This window comes from Rossellomorea sp. NRS-1567, from assembly GCF_050467885.1.
GTDB classification, from domain to species: Bacteria; Bacillota; Bacilli; order Bacillales; family Bacillaceae_B; genus Rossellomorea; species Rossellomorea aquimaris_C.
Window position 1 is genome coordinate 13,856 of the sequence record NZ_JBITPL010000001.1, and the last position, 24,006, is coordinate 37,861.

Consider the following 24,006-nt stretch of genomic DNA (forward strand, 5'->3'; position numbering starts at 1 on the left):
TCTTCTTTGTCATTTTGTAGAGGTATGTATGGGCACAATCACCCGGTCATTGTCCACATTCACAATGACGTGTACATCTCTGTTAATGGAGAGATCTTTGAATCGTATTGAATATAAGCCTGTAGGATTTTTTTCGATGGATTGTATAACGACTTGTGAAAATCGAGGGTCTTTCATGACTAATTTAACGGCGCTTTCTTCGGTTTTGCTTTGTTGATCTGTCAGAAAAACCAATTGATCTGCAGAAGCTCTGCGCGGGAATGATTCCTGGAGCTTACCGTCAAATGTCACATTTATTTTTTTCCCAACTTCAATATCTTTTTTTTGCAGTTTTTTATCCTTGTCTGTCTTCATGACGGTTTGATCACTGAAAGAAAACCAAACATCATTAATAAGCACTTGATTATCTTCAAGCTGGGTAATAAAGCCTATGAAATTTGTGCCCTCTTGTGATGAATTTACAGATGTTGCAGGCCCGCAACCGGTAAATAGAAAACAGAAACAAATGATCAGAACAGTCAAACACTTCTTCATAGACTCCCCCCTTATTAGATTAGACGAATGAGAGCATGATTTAGTTTCACTATTTTTTGAAGAAAAGGTTATTTCCTACTTTATCGACAAAAGATGGGAATAATTGATAGATGACACTTCCCATATTCATCCATCGAGGCAGATTGATTTCTCTCCTATTGGTAAAAAGGGCTTCCACGACTTTTTGAGCGACATCTGCCGGATCAAGCATAAACTTTTCTACATTCTTCACATACGTCCCGGATTCATCGGCAATGGAGAAAAAGTCTGTGGCAATCGGCCCGGGATTCACCGCAGTCACCCTCACACCGTACCTTTTCGCTTCCATCCTTAAACTGTTCGTATATCCCAGTACAGCATGCTTAGAGGCAGAGTACGCACTCGACTTTGGCGAAGCGAACTTACCTGCCTGAGAGGCAATGTTGATGATATGACCGGAACCTTGTTGACGCATATAAGGAAGGACTTCTCCCGTACATGCCATAAGTCCAAGAACATTCACGTCCATCATTCCCTTTACATCCTGGAATGATGTTTCATGTGCTTCCTGAAATATTCCATAGCCTGCGTTATTGATCAAGGCATGAATCGCTCCAAAGTCCTTCAGGATGGTGTTGAAGGTGCGTGGGATTTCGTCGTAATCCGTTATATTTAACGGGTACACTTCCACCTTACAACTATATTCGGTTATGAGCTTTTCTTTTAATGCTTCAAGCAGATGGACGCGACGCGCAATCAAGGCGAGATTACCGCCGTTTTCTGCTACTTTAATGGCCATTTGTTCCCCGATTCCTCCAGAGGCACCGGTAATGACAATGGTTTTTCCTTTTATTCTACTGTTCATGTCTCGTCCCATCTTTCTAGGCAAAATAATAATAGATTCCTTCGTGCGATTCTTTCTTTATGTAGTGAAGTGATTCAAGATAATCCAATTGTCCGATTGTTTCAGACAGTGTCAGGCCCAGTTCCTTTTGATAGACGGAAGGAAATAGTGTCTTACAGATATCGAATACGGTCAGACGGTTACCTTTGATCATTTCGAGTACCCCGCGTGCTCTTTCATCCTGTTTCCCTAATCTCCTGGGAATTAATCCATGAACATCCGTAATATTGTCCCCATGACCTGTATAGGCAAGGGAAATGGGAATAGCCAATAACTTTTTCAAAGACTCATTGTATTGAAGCAATGGCTTTGAACGTTCCGGCTCCCCTTCAAGAGGAGGTTCAATGAGTGGGTTAGGGGAAATATTCGCGAGTATATGATCTCCGGCTATCAGGACACCATCACTCTCCCGGTAAAAGGATAAGTGACTCTGAGCATGCCCTAACGTTTCAATGATCGTCCAGTCTTCCATTCCGGGGATGACGTCCCCTTCCTTTATTTCAATATCCAGTTTTCGGTTCCCCATAAATTTCAAAGGACTCTTAAATTTATGGATTGCTCGAAGATACTCTTGAGGTAAACCTGATTCTATCGCCAATTGAAGGAAGAAGCGATCATACACTTCATGAAAATATTCGTTGCGATCCAGCCAAAACTTGTTATAGGGATGACCATATATTTTGACGGAGGAAGAAAACCGATCAATGAGCCCCGCGTGATCGGGATGATGATGGGTCAGAACAATTTGTTCAATATCTTGAGGTGTATACCCCAAAAGGGATAATTGCTCGGTCAACTGTACCCAGGCTGTATCTGTAAGGGGCCCTGCGTCCACCAACGTCAAGGCGTCCCCTTTCACCAAATACACATTCACATCTCCAACGGCAAAAGGAGTTGATAGAGTAATTTTTGCCAGATCATTCACTAAAGTTGTCATAAATTCACCACATTCTTCATAATAAAAGGGTAGGCAGCCAAAACGACATGCCCTCACCAATTCATTCCTTTGATGTTAACAAAAAATGAATGACCCTTCATTTAATAGTGTACATTTTTTCCAAACAAATGTCATTTTTAAAATGATTGAATATACTGAAATAATCACTTGACAGATAAGCTGTCTTTCTATGATAATCACCTATAATATACGTTTACCATTGAAAAGTCACCTTACATAATGATAAAAGAAAAAGCGATGATAAAGACTAGTAATGAATAGATGATGTTAGAGATCGGTGCCCACCGGCTGAAAGGCACCGTCATCCCCTCTATTTGTGAACCTGCCTTTTGAGCGTCTTAAAGCAGAACGTTTTTCCAGCGTTACATGGAAGTGAAGTGTGTTCATTTCGTCCAGTGAGGAATGAACAAAACAAGGTGGTACCACGGAAGCAGACCCTTTCGTCCTTTATGGATGAGAGGGTCTGCTTTTTTTCGAAAATAATGGAGGAGGAATGAACGAATGAAGACATTGTTTATTGGAGCAGGGTCGATGGCTTACGCATTAATGAGTGGAGCACTGAAAGCCGGGGTCCTGATGAATGAAAAAGTGCATGTTACCAATCGGACCAACCAAGAGCGTTTAAACGAAATCGTGCACGAATTCGGTGTGCGTCATGTTGAACATGATTCACCATACGACGTCGTCATTCTGGCCATGAAACCAAAAGACCTTCACGAGGCAGCAGATTCTATCAGGACCCACCTTTCAAGGGATACGGTGGTCATTTCTGTATTAGCAGGGATCACCATGGAACATATTAGCGACAAACTTTCCTTTAACGGAGCCATTGCAAGAGCCATGCCCAATACAAGTGCGGCCATGGGAAAATCAGCTACGGCAGTATCGTTCAACCGGTACCTCTCTGACTCCCAGAAAGAATGGACGACAACATTATTCCAATCCGTCGGAACAGCAGTGGAAGTAGCGGAAGAACAATTAGACCTTATCACGGCTCTATCAGGCAGCGGACCTGCTTATATTTATTATGTAGCTGAATTACTTAAGAATGCGGCAGTAGAGTTAGGTCTGCAGGAGGAACTCGCTAAAAGCCTCGTTACCCAAACGATTGCAGGGGCAAGTGCAATGCTTGCAGAATCCGGGTTGGAAGCCCGGGAATTAAGGCGAAACGTGACCAGTCCAGGTGGAACGACAGAGGCGGGAATCACCACATTGGAAGATTACCAGGTTAGAGATGCCTTTTTCCAATGTGTCTCATCTGCGAAAAACCGTTCTGAACTTCTTGGGAAGGAATTAAAAAAACAATCTTTGAAAAAATAAGGTGAAAACCCATCATCATTCGCAAATTTCAATTTCCATTGATACAATCAAAGCAAAAAAGAAGGTCGGCACAATGATTTCCCTACTCATTCTACTTTACACTGTACTTGCGGTCTGGCTGGTGCTTACCATTGATGTGTGGAGGGGCTTATCAAAGCTCTCTTCCATTCAAGACTTCTCCTATACAGATCAAGGGCCGCTCCTGTCTGTCATTGTACCGGCGAGAAACGAAGAAGAAACGATTACAGACAGCATCTTGTCGCAGCTGAAACAGGACTATCGCCAAATTGAATGGATCCTAGTCAATGATCGTTCAACAGATGGAACTCCTGAAAAGCTTGAAGCTTTGGCCGAACTCGATAAACGAATCAGCGTCCTTCATATCGACTCACTGGAACAGGGATGGCTGGGAAAAAATCAGGCATTGTATAAAGGGTATCAAATGGCAAAAGGAGACCTGATCCTTTTCACCGATGCCGACATCATCTTTAAAGACCCCGTCATCTTATCCAGAGCGGTGTCCTTTCTTCATTCACAGAAACTGGACCACGTTACACTGGCTCCTAATATTCGATCGGGATCCTTTTGGCTAAAGAGCTTTGTGGCTTTTTTCTTATTTGGTTTCTCTTTTTATAAAAGACCCTGGAAAGCGAACGATCCCTCCTCTAAGACAGGTATGGGCATTGGAGCCTTCAACCTCATCACCCGACCGGCTTATGAGGAAATCGGTACTCACGAGGCCATTAAGCATATGCCCGATGATGATCTGCAGCTGGGGGTTCAGATAAAGAAACACCATAAGAGACAATTCTTCCTCACGGCCCTTCAGTCTCTGGAAGTGGAATGGTATCGATCCTTGAAAGAAGCCTTCAACGGATTGGAAAAAAATACATTTGCCGGACTGCACTATTCCATGCTGCTCGTTGTGTTTGCCATGTTTGGAATCTTCTGCTCTACGGTACTCCCTTTCATCACGATTTTTTCAGCGTCACCCCCCATTCGAATCGTGAGTCTGTTGATCATTTTATTCATTGGCATCACTTATTTCAAAGTCATAAAGCAGATGACGAATGAGTCTCCCCTTCTTTTTCTTGCATTACCTGTAACAGCCCTATTATTTATCTATTCCATTGGACGAGCTACGTTTTTAACCTTTAAGCGAGGCGGAATCGAATGGCGTGGAACGGTTTATTCGTATAAGGAACTGAAGCAGAGAAGAAAGTAAAGCACATTTCTTTTCTAACAAAAAAGGTGTTGTTATAATTCATGTGTAGTACTATTTAGGAACCCGAAATAAATACCACGTCATGGAAGGTGATCAGAAATGAACGCAAAGCTATTTCAACCATATACGATTAAAGATGTAGAACTGAAGAATCGAATTGTAATGGCACCTATGTGCATGTATTCTTCTCATAACGAAGATGGAAAAGTCGAGAACTGGCATCGTACTCATTATACAAGCCGTGCAGTGGGTGGCGTTGGGCTCATCATTCAGGAAGCTACAGCTGTCACGCCCCAAGGAAGAATCTCCCCTCAAGATTTAGGGATTTGGGATGACGGGCATATTGAAGGATTAAGAGAGTTAGTGGGATTAATCAAAGAACAGGGTGCGAAGACAGGTATTCAGCTTGCTCATGCAGGAAGAAAGGCCGTACTCGAAGGAGATATTCTTGCTCCATCTGCGATCCCGTTCAACGATGAGATGAAAACGCCTGTTGAAATGACGGCGAATGATATTAAAGAGACCATCACTGCCTTCATCAAAGGAGCCGAAAGAGCGAAGAAAGCGGGCTTTGATGTGATTGAGATTCACGGGGCACATGGATATCTCATCAACGAATTCCTGTCCCCGCTTTCCAATAAACGTACGGACGAATACGGCGGATCTGCTGAGAACCGTTACCGCTTCCTTCGTGAAGTCATCGACGGAATTCAACAAGTATGGGACGGACCTCTCCTTGTTCGTGTTTCTGCCAAAGATTATAACAAAGAAGGATTGGACGTAGAAGACTATGTGGTGTTCGCCCAATGGATGAAGGAACAAGGAGTCGATTTGATCGACGTAAGCTCCGGTGCCGTCGTACCCGCGCGAATCCCGGTGTTCCCTGGTTATCAAGTGAAGCTTGCTGAAACCATTAAAAAAGAAGCGAAGATCGATACAGGTGCAGTCGGGCTGATTACGACAGGCATTCAGGCAGAAGAAATCCTGCAAAACGACCGAGCCGACCTCATCTTACTCGCTCGTGAATTACTTCGTGACCCATATTGGCCAAGGACGGCAGCCAAAGACCTGGGTGTAGAGATCGAAGCGCCTAAGCAGTATGATCGCGCCTGGTAAGGAATGTTTTGTCAGACTTAATAAGAGAGCTGAATGCCAACGGGCGTGCAGCTCTCTTTTTTTTATTCGTATACTTTTTGGACTTCATACCTGAACCCTAAACAACGATAGTTTTGTTTTTGATACATCAATCTCGGTGTGTCCTCTCCATCCGCTACCAGAATCACGTTTTTTTCAGGGAACTGTCTCATGACGAACTGTTGCAGCATGCTGCCGATGCCCTTCTTTTGAAACGATTCATGAACCATCAGTCCATCGATTTCTGCTGTCCCATCTTCAATGATCACATCCACGGATCCAGCCGGGGTCCCCTTATCGAAAGCGAGGAGCTGCATCAAACGCGGATTTTGAAAATTCCTCTTATGCATGTCGACCTTTTGATTAGCGAAGGCTTCACCGTATTCAAGATCCTCCCTATATTGAAATGCCAGGTACGGATCCAATTCCCTGTCGGTCACCACTTTCACTTCAATATCAGGATTGTCTTCTATAGAAGGAAATTGACCAGGTTCTATACTGTATAGTTCATTAAATCCTGATTCGTACCCTTCACGTTTAAAATAATCCATAAACTCCTCTGTTGGTTTTGTATCCTGGGGAAAATAAAATTTCACATGCTTTTGCCCTTTTGATTGATGAAATTCTCTTAAAAAGTGAGCAGCCTCTTTAAATTCAGCCAGGGTTGGATGTTTTTTGAACTCAAGAAAGTTACTATCATACCTTGTTAACATTTCTGGAAAATGAATATGTTTATAGAGATCATTCTCTCCTATTTCATGCCCTGGATTATAAATATGGTCAAATGTGATTTCCTTCATTCGTACTCCCCTTTTCCTCTATGAACTTACTCCCAGATCCGTTGAACAATTGCCTCGTCTCCTTCAACTTTTACTACATATACATCAGGGTTGGAAAGGGCAAACAGCTCATCATACCCGTATTTCTCATCAAACAATCTCAAAAGCAGCGTCGTTAAGTTTCCATGACTCACACACACCACATGATCTTCTTCTTTTTCTAATACGTTTTCTATAAAAGACCTTGCTCTCTCCATTGCCTGCTGATTCGATTCTCCACCAGGTAAAACAAGTGAAAAGTCATCAAAGCTATCCTTTAACTTTTCCATCCAATCAGGAAGCTCCCGAGCACTTAATACTCTTTCTCCCAAGCGATCGTCTTCTTGAATCGGTAATGGGGTCTGTTTGGCAAAGGGCGCTATGGTCTCTATGGCTCTTACAAAAGGACTCGAATAGATTGCCTCAATCGACCGGTTTTCCAGAAATGCTGCCAATTCGACCGCTTGCTGTTTCCCTACCTCCGTTAACGGCGAATGAAAAGGCTGCCCTTCGGCTTTCGCATGGCGCACCAAATAAATCGTCTTCATTTGCTTCCCCTCACTTCTTTACAGGTATTACGTACTCCATGAAATCTTTTGCGATATAGGATTCTGGAAAGACTTCCCTTGCTTCCCTTTCCAACTCTTCCCATGACTCTTTTGCATATCGGGAAGAAATATGGGTTAAAAACAGCAATTTAGCCCCTGCTTGTAAAGCTGTCTCTCCTGCTTGCTTTGTCGTCGAATGGAAATATTCACGGGCCATTTCCTCCTGATCCCGATTGAAGGTCGCTTCATGAATGAGTACATCTGCTGACCTTCCTAAATCGACAGCACTTGGACAAACCCTGGTGTCTCCAAGGACCGTCACAACCCGTCCTGGAATCGAAGGTCCAAGAAAATCCTCACCATTGAGTTCAGTGCCGTCCTCCAGCTGAACAGCTTCACCTAATTTTAATTTTTTGTAGACGGGTCCAGGTTGAATCCCTCTTTCCTGTAATTGATCAACTTGAAGGACACCCGGTTTATCCTTTTCCACCACACGGTATCCGAAGGTAGGAAGAACATGATCCAGCCCCCTCGCCTCTACAATAAACCCTTCATCTTCAAAGACGGTCCCTTCTTCGATCTCGATCACTTCAAGGGGATATAGAAGATGCGTCCGGCTGACTGATAGAGACACGTGGATATACTCTTTGATTCCCTTGGGTCCATATACCGTAAGCTGGGACTCTCCACCTTGAAAGGAGCGGCTGCCTAATAATCCCGGCAGCCCGTATATATGATCTCCGTGTAAGTGGGTGATGAAAATCTTCTCTATTCTTCTCGGTTTCAAGCTAGTATGTAAAATTTGATGCTGCGTTGCTTCACCACAATCAAAAAGCCAAACCGCACCGCGTTCTTCTAATAATTTCAAAGCAATACTGGTTACATTTCGGAGTTTAGCGGGTACTCCAGCCCCGGTTCCTAAAAATAATAGTTCCAACTTATTCACTCCTATGATGAGCCATACTGCCATTATTTTAGCATATCCAACGATTATTTACCTTTCTCTCACATCGTTCATACCGCATTGTCTACCCCCTGAAACATAAATGAGTAATAAGAACGTGAATTAAAGCCAATATAATTACGTAGAGATTCTGCATAAAACGCTTTCATGTTTTTAATGAAAAAAGTCATCAGCATATAATTTGCTAATTGAACCATAAGTCTTTAAAATTAAGTAATTGTATAGGATATTAAATAAGAAGACATACATTAAACAAGCTAGCAACAAGATAAAGTGAGGTCATGACATTGAATAATTCAACTACACCATCATCTCTCATTACGATTTTTGGAGCCACTGGTGATTTAGCCAAAAGAAAGCTATATCCGTCTCTTTATCATTTATTCCGTAAAGGGAAAATTTCGAAGCGTTTTGCCATTGTAGGGGTAGCACGCCGTGAATGGTCGAATGAAGAGTTCCAGGAACACGTCAAAAATTCGGTACATAAAGCATTAGGCAGCAACGAAAACATAGATGAGTTCGTCTCTCATTTCTACTATCAGCCGAATGATGTTTCAAACAGCGACTCGTATAAAGCATTGAAGCACCTTTCTGATGAACTGGATGAAACATATGAATTAGAAGGAAATCGCATTTTCTACCTGGCGATGGCTCCTGAATTCTTCGGAACGATTACAGAGCAGCTGAAGAATCAAGGTGTAACCGATACAAGCGGTTTCCAACGACTGGTCATCGAAAAACCATTCGGTCACGACCTGCCTTCAGCCGAAAAACTGAACAGCCAAATCAGGGAATCGTTCTCTGAGGATCAAATTTATCGTATCGACCACTATCTTGGAAAAGAAATGGTTCAAAACATCGAAGTCATCCGCTTTGCCAATGCGATGTTTGAACCCCTATGGAACAACCGTTACATCTCCAATATCCAGGTCACTTCCTCTGAAGAGCTGGGTGTCGAAGATCGTGGACGCTATTACGAAAAGAGTGGAGCTCTTCGCGATATGGTTCAAAACCATCTGCTTCAAATGGTTGCGCTACTTGCCATGGAGCCTCCAATCAAATTGACGACAGACGAAATCCGCAGTGAAAAAGTCCGTGTATTACGATCCCTGCGTCCGTTTGAACATGAAGAAGTGAAAGATTATTTCGTGCGGGGTCAATATGGTCCTGGAACATCCGGTAATCAGGATCTGCCAGGGTATCGCGAAGCAGAGAACGTGGATGATCAATCCAATACCGAAACGTATGTTGCCGGGAAACTGATGATCGATAACTTCCGTTGGGCAGGCGTTCCGTTCTACATCCGCACAGGAAAGAGAATGGAAACAAAATCAACGAAAATCGTCATCCAATTCAAAGATATACCAATGAACCTGTACTACAATCCGGACAAGCCACTGGCACCGAATTTATTGGTGATTCACATTCAGCCTGAAGAAGGAATCACTCTGCACTTAAACGTGAAAAAATCCGGACAAAACATTGAAACGACTCCTGTAAAACTAAACTTCGCCAACACCAGTATAGACGGGATGAACACGCCGGAAGCATACGAAAAACTTCTATTCGATTGCCTGCGCGGGGATGCAACCAACTTCACTCATTGGGATGAAGTGAAGTTATCCTGGGCATTCGTCGATAAGATTTCTGAAGTATGGGAACATACACGTGACGGAGAATTCCCGAACTACGAAGCAGGATCAATGGGTCCGAAAGCAGCCGACAACCTGCTGGCTAAAGATAGCTTCTACTGGTGGCCAATTGCGAATCTAGACGTAGACCAATGCTAAGGAAGGTGTGGAAACAATGAAAATTTATGATGTAACAGCCCCAATCTTTAACGGAATGCCGGTTTATAAGAACAAACCGGAAAAACAACCTACAATCGATACAAAAACGAACGGTCATGTAACAGAGTCCCGCATCTCAATGGATGTTCATACAGGAACACATGTTGATGCTCCCCTTCACATGATCAACGACGGTGAAACAATCGAAACGATCGATATCGAGCAGCTCGTGCGTCCCGTTAAAGTATTCGACCTAACAAAAGTGGATGAGAAAATCAGCCTCAAAGATATCGAAGGATTAGAAATTGAAGAGAATGATTTCATCCTCTTTAAAACAAAAAATTCATGGGATACCGAATTCAACTTTGAATTCATCTATGTAGCAGAAGATGCAGCGGCGTACCTTGCAGACAAAAAAATCTCAGGGGTTGGAATCGATGCACTTGGTATCGAAAGAGCCCAGGAAGGACACCCTACTCATCGAAGTTTAATGGGAAGCGGAGTCATCATCATGGAGGGACTTCAACTGAAAGACATTGAAGCCGGCCAATACTTCATGGTTGCCGCTCCACTAAAGATTGAAAACACCGATGCATCACCTGCACGTGTGTTGTTGTTTGATGAATTGATCGGGTGATATCCGAAAACGACTCTCTAGAATACTAGGGAGTCGTTTTTTTGATTTGTTGAAAAATGCGCATATATTCTACTATGTGAAAATTCGAAATCGTCTAAGGTCGCTTCTTTTAAGACAAACTTCAATTTGATTCCCCCCTTTGTGTTAATCAATCATTAAAAAAAGCCTTGTACACGTCACCAATGATCCCTTTTAATTGATGAACACCTAAGTCAGTATTGGTCATGATGACCAAACCCCTTTCCAATTGAGGATAGGCCACCATCATACATTGAAAACCGACGCCCCAGCCAAGCGATGATATTTCGATCCCCTTGTCGGTTTGATCCAGGAAAACCCCCAGTCCGGTCCATGCCTTCCCACCTTGTGGATGGATCATTTCGGCTGCTTTACTTGACGAAAGCTTGAGTTTGCTTTCCCCTTTTAACCCATGCATGAGTTCAACCACTACAAGGGCTAGGTCTGTTGGGGTTGTCCACAGTCCCGAAGCAGCAGGATACGGATAAATTGGATGTTTGTCATTCACAACTTTTCCTTCATTCGTATGACCGCATGAGACATTTTGAGAAGGAGGATCAAATGTGCTATTTTCCATATGTATTGGTTGAAAAAGATGTTCGCTCATGACTTCGGAAAAAGGTTTCCCTGTAACGTCTTCAATCAACAGTTGAATGATACAAAAGCCTGCATCAGAATAATGAAAGTCGCTTTCAGGCTCATATTTCAATTCAATAGGGACCTTACAATAAGCGGTTTTGCCTTGTAACAAATCAACCAACGCCGGCGTTCCGAACTTCGGATCGAGTTCATTGAAGCTACCTTCAGGATCGACAACCCCCGACTGGTGACTAAGTAAATTTCTTAAGGTAACGTTCCCATTATATCCATGTAGAGGGACCTTCCATGATGTTAGCGTTTGATTTACATCCTCATCTAAATTCAGAATACCTTGTTCCGTCAGGGTCATGACCAACATGGAGGTTAGAAATTTACTGATTGAACAAGCACTGAAAATCGAATCACTTCCCACCCGTTTACCCGTTCCTGCTTCGAGTAATCCGAAGCATTCTGTGCTGCTGATGCTGCCCCCCTCAATGACTGACATGCTTAATCCCGTTACACCATACTCTTTCATAAGCTTTTGTATGTTGATCATTTGTGGTTTCATCATAACCCCCATCATTCTATTAAAATATGTTCCCGCACTAGTAAACTCACCATCTAAAGTTGATGCAAACATCATTCATCGATTTCTTCCATATCATATGATCAGAACCGTTCCCCCAATAATCCTTCAGCCAATAATAAGGCTGCCCAAATTTTTTCATCCATATCTTCTGGGCATTGCCGTATCCACTGTCCAGACAGAATTCCTGGATTCCCCGGTTTAGAAAGGTAAGGAACATGACGTTTAATAGTAATGTCCCAACACCACGTCCTTGATAATCGGGATGCACAAACACGGTTCCGATTTCATACATCTCATTCAATGCTCCATCAGTACAGGTGCGAATCAGTTCACTGGCAGGACCGTATTCAATGGTTCCGATGATGTCAGCATCGTTCTTTTCTGAAGCGATTAGAAAGTATCGGTTCGTCCCATTAGTGTCCAAGTCACTTTTTAAGTATTTTTTCTTGCTCTCTATTTCACTTTCGATGTCATCAAGCAGCTCCGCTAAACCTTCTCTGGCAAAGGTATGCTTAATGACTGTAGAAAAAAATTGATTCAGCTCATCTTTGTCTTTTATTTGTGGTCTTCTTATATCTATCTTAAGCACTGAAAATCACTCCTTGATAACCTGACATTCATTACTTTGCTTTCTTTTATATTTTGAAGTATTCTTCATCCCTATCTTATAAGTAATATTATGGTACCACACCCTGTCTCTCTCATACGATAAAATTCCGATAATTAAATATGTTTTGTTTATATATATATCCTTTCAAAAATAAAAGCCCCTCTCCTAAAAGGAAAGGGGCTATACTCATTCGATTATTTCATCCACTCAGTATGGAAAGTACCTTCTTTGTCCACGCGCTCATACGTATGGGCACCGAAGTAATCACGCTGAGCCTGGATCAGGTTTGCAGGCAGGGTTTCTGTACGGTAGCTATCGTAGTAAGACAGTGCCGCAGAGAAGCCGGGTACCGGTACACCATTTTGGACGGCTACGCTGATGACTTCGCGAAGTGCATATTGGTAACTTTCTACGATCTCTTTGAAATAAGGATCTAATAGAAGGTTTGAAAGATTTGATTCACGGTCGTAAGCTTCTTTGATTTTTTGCAGGAATTGAGCACGGATGATGCATCCTCCGCGGAAGATCATTGCGATATCCCCGTATTGAAGATCCCATTTGTACTCATCAGATGCAGAGCGCATTTGTGCGAATCCTTGAGCATACGAACAAATCTTGCTCATGTAAAGAGCTTTACGGATTGATTCAACCAACGCTTTTTTATCGCCTTGGAATGGTTTCGTGTCAGGTCCTTTCAGCATTTTGCTTGCTTTCACACGTTCATCTTTAATGGCTGAGATGAAACGGGCAAAGACAGACTCAGTGATGATCGGTAAGGAAACACCGAGGTCTAAAGAACTCTGGCTTGTCCATTTCCCTGTACCCTTTTGTCCTGCTTTATCCAAGATGACATCGACCATCGGTTTTCCTGTCTCCTCATCTTTCTTCGTGAAGATATCTGCTGTGATTTCGATGAGATAACTATCAAGCTCGCCTTTATTCCAGTCGGCAAACACTTCATGCAGTTCCTCGGCGCTTAAGCCCAGGACATTTTTCATCAGGAAGTAGGATTCTGCGATCAGCTGCATATCTCCGTACTCGATGCCGTTGTGCACCATTTTCACATAGTGACCCGCACCATCAGGACCTATATACGTCGTACAAGGGTCTCCATCTACTTTAGCTGCAATGTCTTTCAGGATAGGAGCGACTAGGTCGTACGCTTCCTTCTGTCCACCAGGCATGATGGAAGGACCAGTAAGAGCACCTTCTTCTCCACCGGAGACACCCGTTCCGATAAAGTGAATACCTAATTCGCTTAGTTCGTGATTGCGGCGGCGCGTATCTTCGAAGAACGTATTTCCTCCGTCAATCAGAATGTCCCCTTTTTCCAGGAACGGCTTTAATTGTTCAATGGTTGCATCAGTTGGATTTCCTGCTTTCACCATCAAGAGGATCTTTCTAGGCTTTTCTAGGGAATTAACGAATTCTTCAATCGTATATGTAGGAACGACATTCTTTCCTTTAGATTCACTTATCATTTCATCCGTTTTTTCACGGGAACGATTATATACAGAAACAGAATACCCTCTGCTCTCAATATTCCAAGCTAAGTTTTTACCCATTACGGCTAAGCCGATAACACCAATTTCTTGAGACATGAATTAACATCCTTTCATTTATAGAATACTGGTTTTCATCTTTTTAAAACTATCAACAATATGGAGGAAAACTCCAGTTGATTCGTTTTTCAAAATCTGTATTTCGCACTCTATTTCAATCTATCAAGAATAGTGTGGCGATGCAAATAATCCGTTTGAAGTGTTCGCTATCTACCTTAAGGTGTCCTCTTTCTTCCTGGGTCATTCCCTCAGAAAATCTTTGTTGAAGCTTGTGTCCTGTTTTGAGTCAAAGGTCTTCTTCTTGTTCTTCCCTTTAATTCCTTGGGAGATGGAATCTTTCCCGAACTTTTCCTGAAGCTGTGATAATACATTATAAAGCGGTTCCTTTTCTGCAACCTTTTTATAAGAGAATAGGTCCAGTTGTTCGGTTGCTTCACTCTTTTCCACTATATCCTGGGCGGTGACCCCCAAAAGTCTTACGGGATCTCCATCCCAGTGCTTCAACAATAAGTCTTTAGCATAATGAAATAAATCTTCTTTTTTATAAATCGGATTTTCCAGCTTCTTGCTTCTTGTAATGGTTTTTCTGAATTTATCCCTGATCATGAGCTGGATGGTCATCCCCAGAACGTCTTTCTGCTGCAGGCGTGACGACACTTTTCCACATAGTTTCTCTACAACCATTAACAGCTCGTGTTGGTTCGTTGTATCCTTTGGTAAAGTAGTGGAGTTTCCAACGCTTTTATAATCATAGATCGAATCAGGGTCCACGCTTCGCCTATCGATCCCGTTGGCGCGTTCTTTGAGACGTAGACCATTGATTCCAAGCACTGACTTCAGTTGTATATCATTCGCATGAGCGAGATCATGGCAGGTATGAATACCGAACGAATTGAGCTTTTCGGCGGTCTTCAGTCCAATGCCGTGCATTTCGATGACAGGAAGGGGCCAGAGCTTTTCAGGGATATCACGCTTTCTTAATACGGTGATTCCCATGGGTTTTTTCATATCTGAGGCGGTTTTCGCCAGGAATTTGTTGGGGGCCACCCCGATGCTGCAGGGGAGATCGAGTTGACCTTTAATTTGGGATTGAATGTCTGACGCAATTTGTAAGGGGGTTCCTTTTTCAAAGGAGTCCGTGATATCCAGATATCCCTCATCAATCGAGACGGGCTCCACTAATTCTGAATATTGTCTGAGGATATCAAATATTCCTTTGGAGGCTGCGCGGTAACGGTCAAAGTTAGGTGTCATGATCAAGAGCTCGGGGCAAAGTTTTTTGGCTTCCCAAAGAGGCATTGTCGTTTTTACTCCGAAGCTTCTCGCTTCGTAGCTGCATGTCACGATAATGCCTCGTCTCTCTTGGGGATTCCCGGCAATAGCTAATGGCTTGCCCCTCAATGTTGGGTCAAAAGCTGTCTCAACAGAGGCATAAAAGCTATTCATATCCACATGAAGGATCACTCGTCCGTTTTTTGGATAATGTGAGTTCATTTAAATCGCGGCTTTCTTTGTCTAATTTTGATGGGTTCTTTGCTCGTTCACGTAATCCTTTATCTCTCTAATACCTTCTAAACTCTCTATTAAAACATCGGGATCAATCTGGGTAATGAGCGAGTCTTCAAGATTGATGATTCCTGAGAAATAGTTTGTTTTTGAATACGCAAGTAAACCTACGTTTGTAAAGGAGTCAATCGGTACTTCGAGAATTTCTTTCGCTTCCTTTACGACCAAACCGATCTGCATTGTTTCTGTGTGAACGACGAGAAGAAACATTCCTGTTTCGGCATCTGCATTTGTGTTATAAAGGATATTTGCTAAATCAAGGACAGGGATCAGTTCTCCCCTGACCTTTACAAGTCCCTGGACAAATGAAGGCAGATGAGGGATGGGTCTCACTCCTTCCACTTTTTCAATCGATACTACGTTCTCAATAGGTAGAGCATATTCTTCTTTTCCAGCATGAAAAACGACTACTTTAGACATTGTATAACGTCCCCTCTTAAACTTCTGATATGTATACTATTAATGTACCATATTTTAGAAAGGTTAGGTGAAAGAAGAAAATGTCCGCGTTCAAAGGGGGAACCTTTGAACGCGGACATTTGAATGTATCGAGCCTCGAGGCCTTTTCTATTCCCCGGCAACCTCTTGAATGATTGCTACAACCATTTCAGAGAGCTTGTTCAGTTCTTCGACAGGCATTCTTTCGCTCTTCGTATGGATTTCTTCGTATCCTACTGCCAAGTTGACGGTTGGTACTCCGAAACCTGCGATGACGTTGGCGTCACTTCCGCCTCCGCTTGTAAGAAGCTCGCTTGGACGACCGATTTTCTTCGCGGCGCGTTTTGCCACTTCGACTACTTCGTCACCGTCTTTGAATTTGAAGCCTGGATACATCACCTGTACTTCAACTTCCGCTTTTCCGCCCATTTCTTCTGCTACGGATTGGAATGCAGCTTTCATCTTCTCTACTTGAGCTTCCATTTTTTCAGGGACGAGTGAACGTGCTTCTGCAAGAATATCCGCTTGTTCACATACGATGTTCGTTGCTTTTCCACCTTCAAAGCGTCCGATGTTTGCAGTCGTTTCTTCGTCGATGCGCCCGAGTGGCATTTTGGAAATCGCTTTAGCCGCAATCGTGATGGCGGAAACGCCTTTTTCAGGAGCTACTCCGGCATGTGCTGTTTTCCCATATATCGTCGCTCTCACTTTCGCTTGTGTAGGAGCGGCCACGATGATGTTTCCGACTTTCCCATCACTATCTAGGGCGAAACCGTATTTCGCTTTTACAAGAGTTGAATCCAGTGCTTTCGCTCCGACTAATCCTGATTCTTCCCCTACTGTAATGATGAACTGGATATCACCATGCGAAATATTGTTCTCTTTAAGTACGCGTACAGATTCAAGCATCGTTGCAAGACCCGCTTTATCATCGGCTCCAAGAATGGTCGTGCCGTCAGAGTAAATATAGCCATCATCTTTCAGTGTTGGCTTAACCCCTTTCGCAGGAACAACTGTATCCATATGGGAAGTGAAGTAGATGGTATCCACGCCTTCTTTGTTTCCTTTCAGCGTACAGATCAGGTTTCCGGCACCATGGCCCGTTTCCCCCATCGTGTCATCTTCAAATACCTCTACGCCAAGATCAGAGAATTTCTGTGTTAATACTTTGGCAATTTCTGCTTCTTCTCTCGTTTCAGAATCGATTTGTACCAATTCCAGGAATTCATTCAATAAACGTTCATGATTAATCATTTAGTCGACCTCCACAATTATGTATTCACTTCTATAGTATAGCGTGAATAGGCCGGTTCAACAAATGGTATCGCTTCTACAATGGAATATTACCGTGCTTTTTCTTCGGTCTCTCTTCCCGTTTATTTCTCATCATTTCCAATCCCTGAATCAATTTGATCCGGGTTTCACGAGGATCAATGACGTCATCCACCATACCACGGGACGCTGCCACATATGGATTAGCGAATTTCTCACGGTACTCTTCAATCTTTTGCTCCCGGAGCTGTTCAGGATTCTCACTGCCTGCAATTTCCCTTGCAAAAATAATATTCGCTGCTCCCTGTGGACCCATGACGGCAATTTCTGCATTAGGCCATGCAAAAACTAAATCAGCCCCGATGGACTTACTGTTTAGGGCAACATAAGCACCTCCATAGGCTTTTCGTAAAATCACCGTCATTTTTGGAACCGTCGCTTCTGAATAGGCATAGAGGATTTTCGCACCGTGACGGATGATCCCGCCATGCTCCTGCTTGATTCCAGGGAAGAAGCCTGTTACATCTTCAAAGGTGATCAACGGAATATTGAAAGAATCACAGAAGCGGATAAAACGGGCTGCTTTGTCAGAAGAATCAATGTCGAGTCCTCCTGCCATGAATTTCGGCTGATTACAGACAAGTCCTACGACCTCTCCTTTGATTCTGGCCAAACCTACGACGATATTTTTCGCAAATTCTTTCTGAACCTCCATAAAGCTGTCTTCATCCACAATTTCATTGATGACCGTGCGGACGTCGTACGGACGGATAGCATCGAATGGAATCAGGTCCGTTAAATTCCCACGATAATCATCTTCTTCATCCACTTCCAAACGAGGAGGCTTCTCCTCATTATTTTGGGGTAAATACGCTAATAGCCTTCGAACCTCGAGAAGCACCTCTTCTTCAGTTTTCCCTCTGAAATGAGCATTCCCGCTGATGGAGTTATGGACCTTCGCACCGCCTAAATCTTCTGAGCTGATCTTCTCACCCGTGACTGTTTCAATTACTTTAGGTCCTGTGATGAACATTTGACTCGTATCATCTACCATAAACACAAAATCCGTGATGGCCGGTGAATAAACCGCTCCTCCTGCGCAAGGTCCCATGATCACGGAGATTTGTGGAATCACTCCGGAATAAATGGAGTTTCGATAGAAGATATGTCCGTATCCATCTAAAGAAACGACGCCTTCTTGAATTCTTGCACCACCAGAATCATTTAATCCAATGAAAGGCGCACCATTTTTGACTGCCAAATCCATGACATTTGAAATCTTCTTTGCATGCATTTCCCCCAATGCGCCGCCAAATACGGTGAAATCCTGAGAAAATAAGTAGATGGGTTTTCCATTTACTTTTCCAAAACCTGTAACGACTCCATCTCCGGGGCCCTGAACCCCGTCCAGTCCAAAGTCTGAACAGCGATGCTCAATGAATGGATTCAGCTCAACAAAGCTGCCCGGATCCACTAAAATATCGATTCGTTCTCTCGCCGTCAGTTTTCCTTTTTCGTGCTGCTTATCTATTTTTTTATCTCCGCCGCCTAATTCTACTTCTCTTCTGCGATCATACAATTCATTAATTTTTTCATAGATATCCATTATGTTACTCCCCTTTGATGTTTGATTTATCACATAGTTCATATAGTACACCGTGCGCTGACTTTGGATGCATAAAGGCAACTGCAGCTCCGCCAGCCCCAGGTTTTGGCGTTTCGTTGATCATCCGGACTCCACTCACTTGCAGTTCCTTAATTCGTTCTTCAATTCCTTCAACACCAAAGGCGATATGGTGAATGCCTTCTCCCTTTTTCTCGATGAACGTGGCAATCGGACTTTCCTTATGTAATGGTTCAAGTAATTCAAGCTTAATATTTCCACCATCAATAAATGCTACTTTCACACCTTGACTTCCCACTTCTTCAATCTTGACGAGTGAAAGCCCAAGAGTATCTTTGTAAAATGGAAGAACATTGTCTATTGATGATACTGCTATTCCGATATGGTCTACCTTTTTCATCCCTATCATCCCCCTGTTGTTTACATGCTCCACCCGTATAGTATTCGATAAATGTTGTCGAATTCCCTCCTAATCCCGCGAATAATTAAAGCGTTTTCTTTTATGCCAATGGTTGTTTTCTCTCACTATTCACGTTAAAATAGAGTTGAAAATCGCCTCTTTAAGGTAAGATGAAGAATGGAGAGATACAATGGGTAATAAAAAATTACAAAAAATAATTGTATTTGTCATGTTGTTTGCGATGGTTGCATCGACGATCATGGCGGGACTGACTTTCTTATTATAATAGAAAAATAAAGGATCTGCTTTTCGACCGGGTCGATTAGCAGATCCATTTTAGTTTATCGCACCGTGATCTTTTCCCAGCTGATAGAAGCTTTTGTTCGTTTTGACGACTAGAACCTTTGTTCCGACTGGCACCTGATCAAACAGATATTCGACATGTTTGTTGTGCATTCGGATGCATCCATTTGAGATAAATTTGCCTATGCTTGAAGGTTGATTCGTTCCGTGAATTCCATAAATCCTTCCATCTGTCCCCTTGGCGTCAAATCCAATCCACCTTGAACCCAATGGATTCCGCGGGTCTCCACCGGGAATGTTCTTCTTACGATAATAAGGGTTCTTGGCTTTAACGGTAACATTAAATAATCCTTCCGGGGTGAGGGTCGTCGTTTTCCCTGTTGCTACCGGGAATGTGCGCTGAATCTTCCCGTCGTCCATGTAAGCTAATTGATTACTTTCCTTGTTCACGATAATAAACGGATCCCCGGGCAGTGGATTCCTTCCAAGCGGCCATATGGGAGAAGCGAACAAGATAATGGCAAGAAGTATACGCATCCTATCACCTTTTTTCGTGTTTTAGGTGTAGTTTACTTCCTTTTGATCATTTTCATCCTTCTTTATTCCTTTAAACGAACTTTTCAGAAGAAGATACTGCTCCATCTCTTGAACAAATTGATAGAGAGCGGCGCGGGTTTCAAATTCTTCCCTCGTCTTCGGTAAATCCATCTGTTCAAACTCCACTTTCATATCGTACAATTTTTTCAAATATAACAGGGCCGTGTTTCCCGGATGTATGTGATCACTGAGCTCATCCAGAAATTCTGCAATCCGATGTCCCTGCTCTACCGTCAATGAGATCGATGTCGCAATCGGTAAAATACGCTGTAGGATTTCGAACTGTTTTTCCCTCATTTTAAAATACAAATAATATAAGTTCTCATGTCGTAAAAAGTGATTTTCAACATCTTTGAATGCTATGGTCTTCGCTTCTTTAAGTAATTGTTCTGTTTCAGTGATTTCTTTTCCATCCCATTGGCTATCATTTGTTCGCAGGTAGTTGATCATTTCACAAAAGATTCTATAGAAATTGGATTCGATCTTTTCTTGATATTCGATCATCTCTTTATCAACACTTGGCATATACAAATTCATAATAAGAGCGATCCCGATCCCAATCACAATGATTCCTAATTCATTTTGAAAAAGGCCGGGGGTCACGTTACCTGCCGAATAAATATGTAAAATGATAACGGAACTGGTGACGATTCCTTCTTTGATATTCAGAGCTACCGTAATCGGAATGAACACAAGTAATAACAAGCCGATTACGGCAGGATGATAGGCAATGAACTCAAAGAACGCAGCCGAAATCACCATGGCGATCACACAGGCCAGGAAACGGCTCCATGACGCGTTAACCGATTTCTTCTTCGTATTCTGAATGCACAGTATCGTCAAAATCCCGGCTGATACAAAGTTATCCAGCTGAAACCACTGTGCAATACTGATCGCAACCGCTGTGCCGATCCCAGTCTTAAGTGTTCGATACCCGATTCGAAACATTCATTTTTCTCCTAACTCTTTCTTTTTTAGCTACTTTAGAATACCATATTTCCCCTTGAACATAAAAAGGAGGATTAACGAAACGGTTCGCTAATCCTTTCATCGTTTAAAGTATTTTCTCTAAGAATTCTTTTCCACGTTCGCTTTGCGGGTTCGAGAAAAAAGGAAGAGGCTCTCCTTCTTCGACGATCTTGCCATCATCCATGAATAAGACTCTGTCTGCCACCTCTCTGGCAAAGCCCATTTCATGGGTTACAATGATCATCGTCATCCCTGAATGAGCAAGTGATTTCATGACTTCCAGCACCTCTTTGACCATTTCCGGGTCCAGTGCAGATGTCGGTTCGTCAAAAAGCATCACTTTCGGTTCCATGGCCAGTGCCCTTGCAATCGCTACACGCTGTTTTTGGCCTCCTGATAAACGGTTTGGGTACTCATCACTTTTTTCTTTCAAACCTACTTTTGTTAGAAGGTCCGTCCCTAATTTTTTAGCATCTGATCTGTTTAGCCCCTTCACTTTCACTGGAGCGTAGATCACGTTTTCCAACGCCGTCATATGCGAAAAGAGGTGAAAGTGTTGAAATACCATGCCTATGTCTTGTCTCACTTTGCTTATATTTTTGCCTTTTACGACAGCTTCTTCAAAGTATATCGATCCTGAAGTTGGTTCCTCTAAATAATTCAGGCAGCGGAGCAGAGTGGATTTTCCGGAACCGGAAGGACCGATCAATGCGACAACCTCCCCTTTTTCTACGGAGAAATCTATACCTTTCAATACTTGAAGCTTACCGAACGATTTGGTGATTTTTTCTGCTTTAATCATTCCCACGTAGTCTCCCTTCCAGCGCTTTCCCTAATAAGGTTAGAATCATGACAAGCACATAATAGATCAGTCCTGCAAATAAGAGTGGTTCGAAAAAGGAATACAAATCACTGCCTACCATATACGAACGCCTCATCACATCGGCGGCTCCGATAACAGTGACGATGGCAGATTCCTTCGTAAGGGTGATAAATTCGTTCATTAAGGCAGGCAGGATGTTTTTAATGGCCTGAGGCAGGATCACGTCTTTCATCATCAAATGATATGGAACCCCAAGGGCCATGGCCGCTTCCTTTTGCCCTTTATCCACTGCATTGATCCCCGCACGGATGATTTCGGAAATATAGGCAGCTGAATTAAGGGAAAAAGAAAGGATCGCTGCTGTATACGGTTCGATCTGAGTTCCAAAAAGCTGAGGCGAGCCATAAAAGATGATCATTAATTGCAGAACTAAAGGAGTCCCCCGAAAAACCGATGTATAAATATCCGCAAGTAATGTTAAAGGTTTGATGGAACTTATTTTACAAAGAGCAAGCAGAATACCGAAGGCAAATCCAAGTATTCCTGCTAACCCGACAATTTTAAGAGTGACCTTCAATCCTTCCAAAATAAAAGGAATCGAAGGAATCAGTTGTTGAAAATCAAGCGGCATTATATTCTCCTCCATTCGTACTGTTAAATAGGAAGGGCTAACCGATGATGGGTTAGCCCTTAATCAATCTACTGTTCTCCGTCAAACCACTTTTCAGCCAGTTTATCCAATTCTCCGTTTTCTTCGAGCTTTTTCAATGCATCGTTGAATTCGCTTGTAAGCTCACTGTCCTTTGGAAGTGCAACGGCAGAACCGGCCTCTTCTTCGTTCACGTCCATTGTATTTCCTTGAAGTTCTTTATTTTTATCCAAATAACCATTTGCTACTGTATTTTCGATGATGATGGCGTCAAAACGTCCATTTTGCAGATCCTGTATCAGCTCAGGAATACGGTCACGTGTCTCCACTTTTAATTGAATCGACTTTGAAAGTTCTTCTGCAGCATCCTGCTGGATGGAACCTAACTGAACGCCAACCGTTTTACCATCAAGATCCTTTTCGCTTTGAATTCCGCTCTCTTTTGTTGAGATGATCATATCCTTCGCCGTGTAGTAGACATCACTGAAGTCAACGTTCTTTTGTCGCTCCGGCGTTGGCGTCATGGCAGAAAGCACAAAATCCACCTGGCCGGTTTTAAGTGCTGAAATTAATCCGCTGAACTCCATATCTTTAATCTCGATTTCATAACCAAGTTCATCTGCCAGCATATGAGCCAAGTCAATGTCGTACCCGATAAATTCATCACTGTTTGCCGTATCGACATATTCAAATGGTTTATAGTCAGCCGACGTACCCATAATCAGTTTCTTTGATTCACCTGAAGCGGTTCCTGCATTCTCTTCTCCTGCACCACACGCAGCAAGAGTAGTAGAAACGATTAATACTAATATAAGAGATAATATCTTTTTCATTGTAATTCCTCCCCGATTATAATGTATAAATATAATACATAATGTATATTAATTACTATATTCGTATTCTAGCAGAGATAAATTTTTATGCAATAGTTTTTATAGCCGTCAGTAAATGTTTATATATTCTGAAAATATAAGTGCCTATTTACAAGGTTAAATCGTTGAATGGAAGAAAAAATGCAATGTGAAGGGGATTTTTATTCATATTTTATACATTTTTATATATGGAGATTTTGAGGGAAGTAATGATTCTAGCATTTTCCAAACATACGGTACCTCCTCTTCAACCAAAACAAAAAACCCGTCAAGCTCCTCACACAAACATCCACCTAAAGCAGATATTCATGTAGGGAACCT

The 24,006-nt window shown here is 42.6% G+C and carries 25 protein-coding genes and 1 other annotated feature; of the genes, 6 read left to right on the plus strand and 19 right to left on the minus strand.

Features of this window, described 5'->3' with window-relative positions; all coding sequences use genetic code 11:
• Window positions 1–9 precede the first annotated feature (9 nt).
• Genes ACIFOD_RS00100 through ACIFOD_RS00110 form a run of 3 tightly spaced genes read right to left on the minus strand, consistent with a single transcriptional unit; the run spans window position 10 to window position 2,354 of the window.
• Entirely contained in the window at window positions 10–534 is a 525-nt protein-coding gene (locus ACIFOD_RS00100; protein WP_430313051.1) for a DUF3221 domain-containing protein, read from the minus strand.
• Between the two features lie 49 nt (window positions 535–583).
• Complete coding sequence (locus ACIFOD_RS00105; RefSeq protein ID WP_430313052.1) at window positions 584–1,378, minus strand: SDR family NAD(P)-dependent oxidoreductase; 795 nt, start codon at window positions 1,376–1,378, stop codon at window positions 584–586.
• Window positions 1,379–1,394: 16 nt separating this feature from the next.
• Window positions 1,395–2,354 (minus strand): MBL fold metallo-hydrolase, encoded by a 960-nt coding sequence (locus ACIFOD_RS00110; protein ID WP_430313053.1) that lies wholly within the window; start codon window positions 2,352–2,354, stop codon window positions 1,395–1,397.
• 249 nt (window positions 2,355–2,603) lie between these two features.
• Window positions 2,604–2,826 (plus strand) — a binding site (T-box leader).
• Window positions 2,827–2,876: 50 nt separating this feature from the next.
• Here ACIFOD_RS00110 and proC point away from each other — a divergent pair.
• The 3 genes from proC to namA all read left to right on the plus strand — a co-directional run bounded on the left by proC (window position 2,877) and on the right by namA (window position 6,036).
• Entirely contained in the window at window positions 2,877–3,695 is an 819-nt protein-coding gene (proC, locus tag ACIFOD_RS00115) for a pyrroline-5-carboxylate reductase (protein WP_430313054.1), read from the plus strand.
• 73 nt (window positions 3,696–3,768) lie between these two features.
• A complete protein-coding gene (locus ACIFOD_RS00120) occupies window positions 3,769–4,920 on the plus strand; it encodes a glycosyltransferase (protein ID WP_430313055.1) in 1,152 nt (383 codons plus the stop codon).
• A gap of 99 nt (window positions 4,921–5,019) precedes the next feature.
• The gene (gene namA, locus ACIFOD_RS00125; protein WP_430313056.1) at window positions 5,020–6,036 is read left to right on the plus strand and encodes an NADPH dehydrogenase NamA; all 1,017 of its coding nucleotides are present in this window, start codon (window positions 5,020–5,022) and stop codon (window positions 6,034–6,036) included.
• Between the two features lie 62 nt (window positions 6,037–6,098).
• Here namA and ACIFOD_RS00130 read toward each other — a convergent pair whose 3' ends face one another.
• Genes ACIFOD_RS00130 through rnz form a run of 3 tightly spaced genes read right to left on the minus strand, consistent with a single transcriptional unit; the run spans window position 6,099 to window position 8,357 of the window.
• The gene (locus ACIFOD_RS00130) at window positions 6,099–6,854 is read right to left on the minus strand and encodes a GNAT family N-acetyltransferase (RefSeq protein WP_430313057.1); all 756 of its coding nucleotides are present in this window, start codon (window positions 6,852–6,854) and stop codon (window positions 6,099–6,101) included.
• 26 nt (window positions 6,855–6,880) lie between these two features.
• On the minus strand, window positions 6,881–7,420 hold the full coding sequence (locus ACIFOD_RS00135; protein ID WP_430313058.1) for a histidine phosphatase family protein: 540 nt from the start codon (window positions 7,418–7,420) through the stop codon (window positions 6,881–6,883).
• Between the two features lie 10 nt (window positions 7,421–7,430).
• The gene (gene rnz, locus ACIFOD_RS00140) at window positions 7,431–8,357 is read right to left on the minus strand and encodes a ribonuclease Z (protein ID WP_430313059.1); all 927 of its coding nucleotides are present in this window, start codon (window positions 8,355–8,357) and stop codon (window positions 7,431–7,433) included.
• 308 nt (window positions 8,358–8,665) lie between these two features.
• Between rnz and zwf the strand changes: the two genes are divergently transcribed.
• A complete protein-coding gene (gene zwf, locus ACIFOD_RS00145) occupies window positions 8,666–10,174 on the plus strand; it encodes a glucose-6-phosphate dehydrogenase (RefSeq protein ID WP_430313060.1) in 1,509 nt (502 codons plus the stop codon).
• Window positions 10,175–10,190: 16 nt separating this feature from the next.
• The gene (locus ACIFOD_RS00150) at window positions 10,191–10,811 is read left to right on the plus strand and encodes a cyclase family protein (RefSeq protein WP_430313061.1); all 621 of its coding nucleotides are present in this window, start codon (window positions 10,191–10,193) and stop codon (window positions 10,809–10,811) included.
• Between the two features lie 148 nt (window positions 10,812–10,959).
• Here ACIFOD_RS00150 and ACIFOD_RS00155 read toward each other — a convergent pair whose 3' ends face one another.
• The 8 genes from ACIFOD_RS00155 to mce all read right to left on the minus strand — a co-directional run bounded on the left by ACIFOD_RS00155 (window position 10,960) and on the right by mce (window position 19,472).
• The gene (locus tag ACIFOD_RS00155; protein WP_430313062.1) at window positions 10,960–11,979 is read right to left on the minus strand and encodes a serine hydrolase domain-containing protein; all 1,020 of its coding nucleotides are present in this window, start codon (window positions 11,977–11,979) and stop codon (window positions 10,960–10,962) included.
• A gap of 46 nt (window positions 11,980–12,025) precedes the next feature.
• Window positions 12,026–12,589: a GNAT family N-acetyltransferase gene (locus tag ACIFOD_RS00160; RefSeq protein ID WP_430313063.1), complete on the minus strand. Its 564-nt coding sequence runs from the start codon at window positions 12,587–12,589 to the stop codon at window positions 12,026–12,028.
• A gap of 215 nt (window positions 12,590–12,804) precedes the next feature.
• Window positions 12,805–14,211 carry an NADP-dependent phosphogluconate dehydrogenase gene (gndA, locus tag ACIFOD_RS00165; RefSeq protein WP_374054247.1) on the minus strand — a complete coding sequence of 469 codons (1,407 nt, stop codon included), beginning with the start codon at window positions 14,209–14,211 and terminating at the stop codon, window positions 12,805–12,807.
• Between the two features lie 201 nt (window positions 14,212–14,412).
• Complete coding sequence (locus ACIFOD_RS00170) at window positions 14,413–15,666, minus strand: DNA polymerase IV (protein ID WP_430313064.1); 1,254 nt, start codon at window positions 15,664–15,666, stop codon at window positions 14,413–14,415.
• Between the two features lie 21 nt (window positions 15,667–15,687).
• The gene (locus tag ACIFOD_RS00175) at window positions 15,688–16,158 is read right to left on the minus strand and encodes a chemotaxis protein CheW (protein ID WP_430313065.1); all 471 of its coding nucleotides are present in this window, start codon (window positions 16,156–16,158) and stop codon (window positions 15,688–15,690) included.
• Window positions 16,159–16,305: 147 nt separating this feature from the next.
• A complete protein-coding gene (locus tag ACIFOD_RS00180) occupies window positions 16,306–17,430 on the minus strand; it encodes a tripeptidase T (protein ID WP_430313066.1) in 1,125 nt (374 codons plus the stop codon).
• 76 nt (window positions 17,431–17,506) lie between these two features.
• Complete coding sequence (locus tag ACIFOD_RS00185) at window positions 17,507–19,054, minus strand: acyl-CoA carboxylase subunit beta (protein WP_430313067.1); 1,548 nt, start codon at window positions 19,052–19,054, stop codon at window positions 17,507–17,509.
• A 4-nt stretch (window positions 19,055–19,058) separates the two neighbouring features.
• On the minus strand, window positions 19,059–19,472 hold the full coding sequence (mce, locus tag ACIFOD_RS00190) for a methylmalonyl-CoA epimerase (RefSeq protein WP_430313068.1): 414 nt from the start codon (window positions 19,470–19,472) through the stop codon (window positions 19,059–19,061).
• Window positions 19,473–19,662: 190 nt separating this feature from the next.
• Here mce and prli42 point away from each other — a divergent pair, with 190 nt between their 5' ends.
• Window positions 19,663–19,758: a stressosome-associated protein Prli42 gene (gene prli42 / locus ACIFOD_RS00195; protein WP_428974694.1), complete on the plus strand. Its 96-nt coding sequence runs from the start codon at window positions 19,663–19,665 to the stop codon at window positions 19,756–19,758.
• A gap of 50 nt (window positions 19,759–19,808) precedes the next feature.
• Here prli42 and ACIFOD_RS00200 read toward each other — a convergent pair whose 3' ends face one another.
• From ACIFOD_RS00200 to ACIFOD_RS00220, 5 genes are all read right to left on the minus strand, one after another.
• Window positions 19,809–20,312 (minus strand): L,D-transpeptidase, encoded by a 504-nt coding sequence (locus ACIFOD_RS00200; protein WP_430313069.1) that lies wholly within the window; start codon window positions 20,310–20,312, stop codon window positions 19,809–19,811.
• A 21-nt stretch (window positions 20,313–20,333) separates the two neighbouring features.
• On the minus strand, window positions 20,334–21,320 hold the full coding sequence (locus ACIFOD_RS00205) for an aromatic acid exporter family protein (RefSeq protein WP_430313070.1): 987 nt from the start codon (window positions 21,318–21,320) through the stop codon (window positions 20,334–20,336).
• Window positions 21,321–21,426: 106 nt separating this feature from the next.
• Complete coding sequence (locus ACIFOD_RS00210; RefSeq protein WP_430313071.1) at window positions 21,427–22,143, minus strand: amino acid ABC transporter ATP-binding protein; 717 nt, start codon at window positions 22,141–22,143, stop codon at window positions 21,427–21,429.
• Complete coding sequence (locus tag ACIFOD_RS00215) at window positions 22,136–22,795, minus strand: amino acid ABC transporter permease (RefSeq protein ID WP_430313072.1); 660 nt, start codon at window positions 22,793–22,795, stop codon at window positions 22,136–22,138. Before ACIFOD_RS00215 ends, ACIFOD_RS00210 begins: the two co-directional genes overlap by 8 nt.
• A 68-nt stretch (window positions 22,796–22,863) precedes the next feature.
• On the minus strand, window positions 22,864–23,646 hold the full coding sequence (locus ACIFOD_RS00220) for a transporter substrate-binding domain-containing protein (RefSeq protein ID WP_430313073.1): 783 nt from the start codon (window positions 23,644–23,646) through the stop codon (window positions 22,864–22,866).
• Window positions 23,647–24,006 lie beyond the last annotated feature (360 nt).

Excerpts from the sequence above, each read along its gene's own strand:
- ACIFOD_RS00100 (WP_430313051.1), bottom strand. The coding sequence starts at position 534 with ATGAAGAAGTGTTTGACTGTTCTGATCATTTGTTTCTGTTTTCTATTT.
- ACIFOD_RS00105 (WP_430313052.1), bottom strand. The coding sequence starts at position 1,378 with ATGAACAGTAGAATAAAAGGAAAAACCATTGTCATTACCGGTGCCTCT.
- ACIFOD_RS00110 (WP_430313053.1), bottom strand. The coding sequence starts at position 2,354 with ATGACAACTTTAGTGAATGATCTGGCAAAAATTACTCTATCAACTCCT.
- proC (WP_430313054.1), top strand. The coding sequence starts at position 2,877 with ATGAAGACATTGTTTATTGGAGCAGGGTCGATGGCTTACGCATTAATG.
- ACIFOD_RS00120 (WP_430313055.1), top strand. The coding sequence starts at position 3,769 with ATGATTTCCCTACTCATTCTACTTTACACTGTACTTGCGGTCTGGCTG.
- namA (WP_430313056.1), top strand. The coding sequence starts at position 5,020 with ATGAACGCAAAGCTATTTCAACCATATACGATTAAAGATGTAGAACTG.
- ACIFOD_RS00130 (WP_430313057.1), bottom strand. The coding sequence starts at position 6,854 with ATGAAGGAAATCACATTTGACCATATTTATAATCCAGGGCATGAAATA.
- ACIFOD_RS00135 (WP_430313058.1), bottom strand. The coding sequence starts at position 7,420 with ATGAAGACGATTTATTTGGTGCGCCATGCGAAAGCCGAAGGGCAGCCT.
- zwf (WP_430313060.1), top strand. The coding sequence starts at position 8,666 with ATGACATTGAATAATTCAACTACACCATCATCTCTCATTACGATTTTT.
- ACIFOD_RS00150 (WP_430313061.1), top strand. The coding sequence starts at position 10,191 with ATGAAAATTTATGATGTAACAGCCCCAATCTTTAACGGAATGCCGGTT.
- ACIFOD_RS00155 (WP_430313062.1), bottom strand. The coding sequence starts at position 11,979 with ATGAAACCACAAATGATCAACATACAAAAGCTTATGAAAGAGTATGGT.
- gndA (WP_374054247.1), bottom strand. The coding sequence starts at position 14,211 with ATGTCTCAAGAAATTGGTGTTATCGGCTTAGCCGTAATGGGTAAAAAC.
- ACIFOD_RS00170 (WP_430313064.1), bottom strand. The coding sequence starts at position 15,666 with ATGAACTCACATTATCCAAAAAACGGACGAGTGATCCTTCATGTGGAT.
- ACIFOD_RS00175 (WP_430313065.1), bottom strand. The coding sequence starts at position 16,158 with ATGTCTAAAGTAGTCGTTTTTCATGCTGGAAAAGAAGAATATGCTCTA.
- ACIFOD_RS00180 (WP_430313066.1), bottom strand. The coding sequence starts at position 17,430 with ATGATTAATCATGAACGTTTATTGAATGAATTCCTGGAATTGGTACAA.
- ACIFOD_RS00185 (WP_430313067.1), bottom strand. The coding sequence starts at position 19,054 with ATGGATATCTATGAAAAAATTAATGAATTGTATGATCGCAGAAGAGAA.
- mce (WP_430313068.1), bottom strand. The coding sequence starts at position 19,472 with ATGAAAAAGGTAGACCATATCGGAATAGCAGTATCATCAATAGACAAT.
- prli42 (WP_428974694.1), top strand. The coding sequence starts at position 19,663 with ATGGGTAATAAAAAATTACAAAAAATAATTGTATTTGTCATGTTGTTT.
- ACIFOD_RS00200 (WP_430313069.1), bottom strand. The coding sequence starts at position 20,312 with ATGCGTATACTTCTTGCCATTATCTTGTTCGCTTCTCCCATATGGCCG.
- ACIFOD_RS00205 (WP_430313070.1), bottom strand. The coding sequence starts at position 21,320 with ATGTTTCGAATCGGGTATCGAACACTTAAGACTGGGATCGGCACAGCG.
- ACIFOD_RS00210 (WP_430313071.1), bottom strand. The coding sequence starts at position 22,143 with ATGATTAAAGCAGAAAAAATCACCAAATCGTTCGGTAAGCTTCAAGTA.
- ACIFOD_RS00215 (WP_430313072.1), bottom strand. The coding sequence starts at position 22,795 with ATGCCGCTTGATTTTCAACAACTGATTCCTTCGATTCCTTTTATTTTG.
- ACIFOD_RS00220 (WP_430313073.1), bottom strand. The coding sequence starts at position 23,646 with ATGAAAAAGATATTATCTCTTATATTAGTATTAATCGTTTCTACTACT.